The sequence below is a fragment of the Pseudonocardia bannensis genome (assembly GCF_012911875.1).
Lineage (GTDB): Bacteria > Actinomycetota > Actinomycetes > Mycobacteriales > Pseudonocardiaceae > Pseudonocardia > Pseudonocardia bannensis.
Genome location: NZ_JAAXKZ010000183.1, coordinates 1 through 8,214 on the forward strand (window position 1 = coordinate 1; position 8,214 = coordinate 8,214).

Consider the following 8,214-nt stretch of genomic DNA (forward strand, 5'->3'; position numbering starts at 1 on the left):
CCCGGACCACCAACCAGCCGGTCCGCAGCATCAAGGCCCACCGACCCCGCACGACCCATGTTTCCTAGGCCGAGTGTCAACCATGTCCTGAGACAGGACTGTCAAACAGCTACTGAGACTGGGCAAACGCTGCGGCCGTTTTGAAGAACTGACAGGGATGGTTGACACCTGGGTCTCTTGATCATTAGGAGACTCGTCTGTGAGTGATCCCCTCCAGGACCGCCAGGTGCGTCGTCGCCTGGCGGTCCTGCGCCACGCCGAGGAAGTGACCGGCAACGTCGCGATGACCTGCCGCTACTACGGCATCAGCCGCCAGTGCTACTACACCTGGCTACGCCGGTTCGACGCCGAAGGACCCGAAGGACTGCGCGACCGCTCGCATCGGCCCCACCACAGCCCCAACGCCACCGAGGCCGAGGTCGTGGAGAAGATCGTGCACCTGCGCCGGCACTACCACTTCGGCCCGGCGAAGATCGTCATGTACTTGGCCCGCTACCACGACGTGACGATCAGCGTGTCCGGCGTGTGGCGCATCCTCAAACGCCTGGGCCTCAACCGGCTACCGGCCTCGCAGCGCTACCAACGCCACGACCGGCGCTGGAAGCGCTACGAGAAGGCCCAGCCCGGCCACCGCGTCCAGATCGACGTCACGTTCATCGAAGCCCTCCCGGCGCCGACCCCGAAGACCACGAAGGCAGGCTCCGCACCCCCGTCGAGCCCGGAGCACATCGTGGAGACCACCGGGCTCACCGCCCGCCGCCGTCGCCGCTACTACCAGTTCACCGCGATCGACGACTGCACCCGACTGCGGGTGCTCAAGGTCTACCCCCGCGCGGACCAGAAGACCGCCGTCGCCTTCCTCGACCACGTCCTGTCCCGGCTGCCGTTCAAGGTCGACGTCATCCAGACCGACAACGGCGCGGAGTTCCAGTCCGCGTTCCACTGGCACGCCCTCGACCAGGGCCTACAGAACGTCTACATCAAACCCCGCACGCCACGCCTGAATGGAAAGGTGGAGCGTTCGCACCGCATCGACGCCGAGGAGTTCTACCGGCTCCTCGACGGTGTCGTCATTGACGACAGCAAGTCCTTCGACGACAAGCTGCGCGAGTGGGAGGACTACTACAACTACCACCGCCCGCACGGCGGGCTCGGCGGCCAAACCCCCTATGAGAGGCTCCACCAGAAGACCACCAAGCCCGCCCAGGCGTAACCAGCCTCCGTCAGTCGCACATCGACCCGCGGCCGGGTCATCCCCTGCCCCTGCGGCACCCACCACCGCGAGCACGACCCCAACATCGGCACCCCGCTCGACCTCGACACCTACGACTACACCGGCGCCGTACTGTGGCAGGCGCACGCCGGGAAGCTCTGGCACCGCTTCACCATCGCCCTGCGCCGCGCCCTCGCCGCCGGACTCGGGCTCACCGCCCGCGAGTTCAGCACCCGCGCCCGGCTCTCCTACGCCAAGGTCGCCGACTACCAACGCCGCGGGCTCGTCCACTTCCACGCCGCCATCCGCCTCGACGGACCCGACGGACCCACCGACCCGCCACCGTCAGGAGCGACCCACAACCTGCTGACCGACGCCGTCCACCAGGCCGCCCGCGCGGTCGTGCTCGAGGTCGCCCGACCCGACGGCACTCCGCTCGCCCTGGCCTGGGGCGCCCAGGTCGACGTCCGCCGGATCAGCGCAACCGCCGCCGACGAGGTCACCGACGACACCGGCGAGATCACCGACGCCCGACTCGCGGGCTACATCGCCAAATACGCCACCAAGGGCACCGGCAATACCGACCAACACCCCGACCGGCCCATTCGATCCCTGGCCCACCTCGACCACCTCCGTCTGCACTCCCACCACCGCCGGATCATCGAAACCGCCTGGCACCTCGCCGACCACGAGCAATACGACGGCCTCAACCTGCGGAAATGGGCGCACATGCTCGGCTTCCGCGGCCACTTCCTCACCAAGTCCCGCCGCTACTCGACCACCTTCCGGGCGATCCACGGCGATCAACGCACCTGGCGGCTGGCCCAAACCCTCGACGAGCTCGGCCACGACCCCACCGACGAGCCCGTGATCGTCGTCAACGACTGGCACCTCGTCGGCATCGGCCACCACACCGACACCGACCGCGAACTCGCCCTCGCCGTAGCCGAACGACGCCGCGACCATCGCCGAACGACCGCCGGGAGCACACCGTGAACACCAAGGAGCTGTACCGGGTGCCGGACGTCATGGCACTGCTCTCCCTCGGCCGCAGCACCCTCTACGAAGAGCTGCGGAGCCGTCGACTCCGGTCGGTCCGTGTCGGCCGGGTCCGTCTGATCCCGGCAGCCGCCATCGCCGAGTACATCGCCCTGCTGGAGCGTGAGGCCGACGGCATCGGGATCGCCTCGTGACGACCAGGCGCAGCCGCGGGGAAGGTGGCCTTCACTGGGACGAGCAGCGCCAACGGTGGATCGCGACCGCCTCACTCGGCTTCGACGGCCGCGGGAAGCGGACCACCAAGAAGGCCAGCGGCACCACCAAGACGCCGCAAAGCAGAAGCTCCGCGAGATCCTGCGCGACCACGAGGACGGCCTCACCTCACAGGCGCCGCGGTACACGGTGACGGAAGCCGTGACGTACTGGCTCGACTATGGGCTCTCGGGTCGCTCCCCCAACACCGTCAGCAACTACAGGACGACCGCAGATGTCCACATCGTCCCGGCTCTGGGTCGCCGCAAGCTCGCGGATCTCTCCGCAGAGGACGTCGATCGCTGGCTTCGCGCCGAGTCGTCGCTGGTCAGCACTCGCACGCTGCGCCTGATGCATTCGATTCTGAACCGCGCTGTCAACTACGCGATCGCCCGCGACAAGGTCCGACGGAACGTCGTCAGCCTGTGTGAGATCCCCACCGGCAAGGGTGGCCTGCCTCCAAGTCGCTCACGTTCGAGCAGGCCGAGAAGCTGCTCACCGCAGCTGAGGGAACGCCACTGCGCGCCTACATCGTGCTATCTCTGCTCGTCGGTGCTCGGACGGAGGAACTTCGTGCACTCACCTGGGCCGACGTCGACCTCGACGGCCGTCCCGACGCCACACCTCCGGTTCCCCCGTCGATCTCGGTGGTGCGTTCCGTACGACTCGACGGCGACACCAAGACACGACGGTCCCGGCGTCGCCTCGCGATGCCGCTCCGCTGCGTCGATGCGCTGCGACGCCACCAGGTCGGCCGGACCATCGATCCCGACGGGCTCGTGTTCGCCACAGCGGCGGGGACCAGGATGGACGCGCACAACGTCCGGCGTTCGTTCCGGCGCGTCGTCCAATCGGCAGGGCTCGATCCGACGGCATGGACGCCGCGCGAGCTGCGGCACAGCTTCGTCTCGCTGCTCTCGGAGTCCGGCGTGCCGCTGGAACAGATCTCCCGGCTCGTCGGGCACAGCGGGACGGCGGTCACGGAGGCCGTCTATCGGAAGCAGCTCAAGCCCGTGCTCGACGAGGGTGCGACCGCGATGGACGACCTGTTCCCGCTGCCGGTAGTCACTCAGTTAGTCACTCGGGCGAAGATGACCCCGGAGATGAGAAAAGCCCGGAACACTGTCCGGGCTGATCAGGAAGGGTGGAGCTGAGGGGATTCGAACCCCTGACCCCTTGACTGCCAGTCAAGTGCGCTACCAGCTGCGCCACAGCCCCTTGCCGATGTGGAGAACCGTACACGGTCCCCATAGGCCCCTTGCAACCGGGTCGAGTCAGTTGGTCATCTCGCTACGGTCGGCCCGTGCAGCCTGCAGATATCGCCCAGATCGTGTCCGTCGGCGACCCTCGCGTCTCCCCCGACGGGCGACTGGTGGCCTTCGTCGTCAACCGCGTCGATCTCGACCGCAACCGCTACCGCAGCGCGATCTGGCTGGCCGAGGCCGACGGCTCGGCACCGCCCTATCAGCTCACCGCGGGCGAGCACGGCGACTCCCAGCCGGCGTGGTCGCCCGACGGCCGGCGGCTCGCATTCACCAGCCGTCGTTCCGACCAGCCCGGCCGCGCCACGCTGCACGTCGCCCCGGTCGGTGTCCCCGGGGAGATCCTGACCCTCTGCGAGCGCCCCGAGGCCATCGAGGAGCCGGCGTGGTCCCCCGACGGCCGGAGCATCGCGTTCGCCTCCCGCGAGCGCACCAGCCGCTACGACGCGGAGGACGAGCGCGCCCGCCCGCCGCGACGCATCGACCGGCTCCTCTCCCGGCTCGACGGCGAGGGCTGGATCATCGACCGTCCACGCAGCGTGTTCGTGATCCCGGCCGATGGTTCCGCGACGCCACGGATCGTCGCCGGTGGCCCGTACGAGCACGGCGGCCCGGCCTGGTCGCCCGACGGCACCCGGCTGGCCGTCACCGCGGCGCGGCACAAGGACTGGGACCTGCAGCCGGTCGACGACGTCTTCCTCGTCGACCCCCGGGGCGACACCGACGGGCCCGCGGAGCCGCTCCCGCTCGCCCGGCAGCGCCTGTCCCACCGGTCGCCCGCATTCGCCCCCGACGGCGGCCGGATCGCCACCCTGGCCGAGGACAGCCGCGTCGTCCCGTCGCACGCTCAGGTCGTCGTGCTCGACGCGGTCACCGGCGAGCAGCGCGTACTCACCGCCGCGCTCGACCGGCAGTGCGCTCCGATGCCCGGCGCCCGGGCGCCGATCTGGGACGGCGAGGCGGTGCTGTTCTCCGTCGAGGACCGCGGCCACGTACACCTCTACCGCGTCGCGGCCGACGGCTCGGGCGAGCCGGAGCGGCTGGTCGGCGGCACCCGCGCGGTGACCGGGTTCGACCTGGCCGGCGGCACGCTCGCCTTCGTCGCGACCACCCCGACGGAGCTGCCGGAACTGTTCGTCCGCGACGGCGACGGCACCGAACGGCGGCTGACCGACCTCGGGGCCGGCTTCCACAACGCGCACCCGGCACTGCCGGCGGAGCACTTCACCGTTCCGTCCCCCGGCGGCGACGGGGAGGTCGACGCGTGGCTGATCCGGCCCGCGGGGATCGCCGACGGCGACCGCTGCCCGGTACTGCTGTCCATCCACGGCGGACCGATGGCGCAGTACGCGTGCTCCTGGTTCGACGAGTTCCAGCTCTGGGCCTCGGCGGGCTACGCCGTCGTCTACTGCAACCCGCACGGCTCCAGCGGGTTCACCGAGGCCTGGGTGCGCTCGATCCGGCCGCCCGAGGCCCCCGAGGCGCCCGGCACCGGATGGGGCGGCATCGACGCCGACGACGTGCTGGCCGTGCTCGACGCGGCGCTCGCCCGCGACGCGCGGCTCGACCCCGACCGGGTCGGGGTGCTCGGCGGTTCCTACGGCGGCTACCTGACCACATGGCTCATCGGGCACAGCGACCGGTTCGCCGCGGCGTGCAGCGAGCGTGCGGTGAACAACCTGGAGTCCGAGGAGTGGAGCTCGGACGCCGCGGGGTTCTTCCGGCACGAGTTCGGTGTCTCGCACCTCGACGCACCCGACGCCTACCGGCGGATGTCGCCGATCAGCTACGTGCGCGACATCGACACCCCGGTGCTCATCCTGCACTCCGAGGACGACCTGCGCTGTCACGTCGAGCAGGCCGACCAGCTGTTCGTGGCGCTGCGGCTGCTCGGCAAGCCGGTGGAGTACTGGCGGTTCCCCGAGGAGGGCCACAACCTGTCGCGGACGGGCTCGCCGAAGCACCGGGTGCAGCGCGCCGAGATCATCCTGGACTGGTTCGGCCGCCACCTGGGCGGCCGCCGGCCCGAGAAGGTCTCCGCCTTGCCCGGGTGAGGCAGCCGGGTGCCCGGGCCGGGCCCGGGCACCCGGGGGCGGTCAGGCCTGGCCGGTGGCGTTCTTCAGCCAGTCGCGGTCGTTGAGGTTGATCTTCTGTCCGCCGACCGCGACGGTCGGGGTCCCGAACTGGCCGTTGGTCGTCAGGCTCGGGGTGCGCGCGGCGGCCTCCGTGGCCGCCGCGATGGCGGCGGCGTTGCCGTTCGTCGTCACGCACTGCTCGAAACCGGGCGCGGCCCCGAGGGCGTTGCCCTTCGCGACGAGCTCCGCCGCGGTGAACCCGGCGCCGCCCTCGCTCGGCTGCTCGTCGAAGAGCTGCTTGTGGAACGCCGGGAAGATGCCGGCGTTCGCCGCGCACAGCCCGGCGTTCGCGGACAGCGTCGAGTACCCGGGCGGGGACGTCCGCTGGTCCAGGATCGCCGTCGCGTGGTAGTTGACCTTGATCTTGCCCTCGTTGAGCGCGGCGGTGATCTCGTCGCCGTAGGCGTTCTCGAACCGCTCGCACTGCGGGCAGAGGTAGTCCTCGTAGACGTCGACCGTGACCGGCGCACCGGCCTGGCCGGCCGTCACGACCGTGCCGCTCACCGCGACCGGGTAGTTCGCGGCCACCGGAGCGGTGCCGGAACCCCTGGTCATCGCCACCACCAGCCCGACCACCACGGCGATCGCGACGACGACACCCACCACGATCAGCGCACTGCGATTGCCGCCCGTCCCGGACTTCCTGGGCGTGATGCCGGCCGCCGCCAGCCGCTGGTTCGCAGCCTGCTGGCGCCGCTGCTTCTCGCTGCGCGAGGCTCCACCCACGTCAGTTCCTTCCTTCCCCCGACCGGACCACCGGGCGGGATTCGAGCCGGTCGTCCAGCGCGAACAGCGTGCGCGGCCGGACCAGCAGCCACGCCGCGAGCAGCAGGAAACCCGTGTCCCGCAGCAGCTCGAGGCCGTACTCGGTCTCCTCGGGCGCGACCTGGCCGCCGCCGCCGAAACAACCGCAGTCGATCGCCAGGCCCCGGGCCCAGGCCTGGACGACGCCGGCCATGAAGACCAGCAGGACGGCGGCCGACAGTCCGGCCACCAGCCGCGTCCCCACCCCCACCAGCAGCAACAGGCCCAGCGCGATCTCCAGCCAGGGCAGCACGTCGGCCACCACGGCGACCCCGGACGTCGGGAGCACGTCGTACGCACGGACGGCGATGTAGGTCTGGTCCGGGTCGGCGGCCTTCAGCACGCCGGAGACCAGCCAGATACCCGCCAGGCCGAACCGGGCCAGCGTGCCGATGACATCGAGCGCGCGCGCCGATCCTTGCCTCACGTGCCCACCCTAACGACGGTCCCGATCACGTCCGGGTGAAGGTGCGCCTGGGAGCCCTCCCGGGCCGACTCCTGTTCCAGCACCGCGTCGAGGTCCGGCAGCCCGCTCATCGACGGCCGGGCGCCCGACGCCCTCCATCGCCTCCCGGTGGTCGGCGAAACGACCACAGCGGCTCCGCGCCGGCCTCGGAGCTCCCGCTCACGGGTGCGGCGAGAAGAGCAGGCATGCCTCCCACGACCTGAGGCGAGCCTCGCTTCAGTCCATCATGGACGGTGTCGCCGGGGTAATCTGGCGGACATGAGCGAGCGCACGGGGGCGGGGGCGGTCGGCCCTGAGGAGCTGGCCGCACACGACAGCGACCACGCACATTCCGACATCTCGGGCGGATGGCTGCGGGCCGCCGTCTTCGGCGCGATGGACGGGCTCGTCACCAACATCGCGCTGATCGCCGGTGTGGGCGGCGGCGGCGCCGACCGGCAGGTGATCATCCTGACCGGCATGGCGGGCCTCGTCGCCGGCGCGTTCTCGATGGCCCTGGGCGAGTTCGCCTCGGTGGACACCCAGAACGACGCGGTGCAGGCCGAGGTGGAGGCCGAGCGCCGGGAGCTCGAACGCCACCCGCACGCCGAGGAGGCCGAGCTCGTCGGCATGTACCGGGAGATGGGGCTCTCGCAGGCCACCTCGGAGGCGGTCGCCCGCGAGATCCACGCCGATCCCGAGCTGGCCGTCAAGGTGCACATCAGCCAGGAGCTCGGCGTCGACCCGGACGAGCAGCCGTCCCCGTGGACCGCGGCCGTCTCCTCGTTCCTGTGCTTCTCGGTCGGCGGCCTGATCCCGCTCATCCCGTTCCTGCTCGGCTCCTCGTCGCTGGCCCTCGGCCTCATCGTCGGCGCGATCGGCCTGTTCGTCGTGGGGGCGCTGACCTCCCGGTTCACCACCCGCCCCTGGTGGGTGGGGGGTCTGCGGCAGCTGATGTTCGGCGCGATCGCGGCCGGGGCGACCTACCTGGTCGGCTCACTGATCGGGGTGAGCACGACGTAGCCCGCGCGGCTCGACGTCACCGCTGTCGAGCGACGTGATCGACGTCCCCCGCCCCGCCGCGCCGGATCGGATCCGGCGCGG

8 protein-coding genes and 1 tRNA gene are annotated in these 8,214 nt (G+C 70.8%); 6 read left to right on the top strand and 3 right to left on the bottom strand.

Annotation, left to right across the window (positions count from 1 at the left end):
• Positions 1 to 199 precede the first annotated feature (199 nt).
• The 4 genes from HF519_RS28335 (at position 200) to HF519_RS32025 (ending at position 3,618) form a co-directional block, all read left to right on the top strand.
• The gene (locus tag HF519_RS28335; protein ID WP_169416047.1) at positions 200 to 1,213 is read left to right on the top strand and encodes an IS481 family transposase; all 1,014 of its coding nucleotides are present in this window, start codon (positions 200 to 202) and stop codon (positions 1,211 to 1,213) included.
• Positions 1,214 to 1,252: 39 nt separating this feature from the next.
• Positions 1,253 to 2,209: a replication initiator gene (locus tag HF519_RS32020; protein ID WP_312860407.1), complete on the top strand. Its 957-nt coding sequence runs from the start codon at positions 1,253 to 1,255 to the stop codon at positions 2,207 to 2,209.
• Positions 2,206 to 2,406, top strand: a complete 201-nt coding sequence (locus HF519_RS28345; RefSeq protein WP_169416049.1) for a helix-turn-helix domain-containing protein — start codon at positions 2,206 to 2,208, stop codon at positions 2,404 to 2,406. The genes HF519_RS32020 and HF519_RS28345 overlap by 4 nt, the downstream gene beginning before the upstream one ends.
• Before the next feature lie 576 nt (positions 2,407 to 2,982).
• Positions 2,983 to 3,618 carry a site-specific integrase gene (locus HF519_RS32025; protein ID WP_246245384.1) on the top strand — a complete coding sequence of 212 codons (636 nt, stop codon included), beginning with the start codon at positions 2,983 to 2,985 and terminating at the stop codon, positions 3,616 to 3,618.
• Here HF519_RS32025 and HF519_RS28355 read toward each other — a convergent pair.
• A tRNA-Ala gene (locus tag HF519_RS28355) sits at positions 3,610 to 3,682 on the bottom strand. The genes HF519_RS32025 and HF519_RS28355 overlap by 9 nt on opposite strands.
• An 85-nt stretch (positions 3,683 to 3,767) precedes the next feature.
• Between HF519_RS28355 and HF519_RS33125 the strand changes: the two genes are divergently transcribed.
• Positions 3,768 to 5,780: a S9 family peptidase gene (locus HF519_RS33125; protein ID WP_169416050.1), complete on the top strand. Its 2,013-nt coding sequence runs from the start codon at positions 3,768 to 3,770 to the stop codon at positions 5,778 to 5,780.
• Positions 5,781 to 5,822: 42 nt separating this feature from the next.
• Here the strand turns inward: HF519_RS33125 and HF519_RS28365 are convergent, their stop codons facing one another.
• Positions 5,823 to 6,587, bottom strand: a complete 765-nt coding sequence (locus tag HF519_RS28365; RefSeq protein WP_169416051.1) for a DsbA family protein — start codon at positions 6,585 to 6,587, stop codon at positions 5,823 to 5,825.
• Between the two features lies 1 nt (position 6,588).
• Positions 6,589 to 7,092: a MauE/DoxX family redox-associated membrane protein gene (locus HF519_RS28370; protein WP_169416052.1), complete on the bottom strand. Its 504-nt coding sequence runs from the start codon at positions 7,090 to 7,092 to the stop codon at positions 6,589 to 6,591.
• Between the two features lie 297 nt (positions 7,093 to 7,389).
• On the opposite strand from HF519_RS28370, the gene HF519_RS28375 reads away from it, so the two are divergent.
• Positions 7,390 to 8,133 (top strand): VIT1/CCC1 transporter family protein, encoded by a 744-nt coding sequence (locus HF519_RS28375; RefSeq protein WP_169416053.1) that lies wholly within the window; start codon positions 7,390 to 7,392, stop codon positions 8,131 to 8,133.
• The last annotated feature ends 81 nt before the right edge of the window (positions 8,134 to 8,214 follow it).

What these genes read in the sequence shown, in the direction of transcription:
- HF519_RS28375 (WP_169416053.1), top strand. Translation starts at nt 7,390, where the DNA reads ATGAGCGAGCGCACGGGGGCGGGGGCGGTCGGCCCTGAGGAGCTGGCC.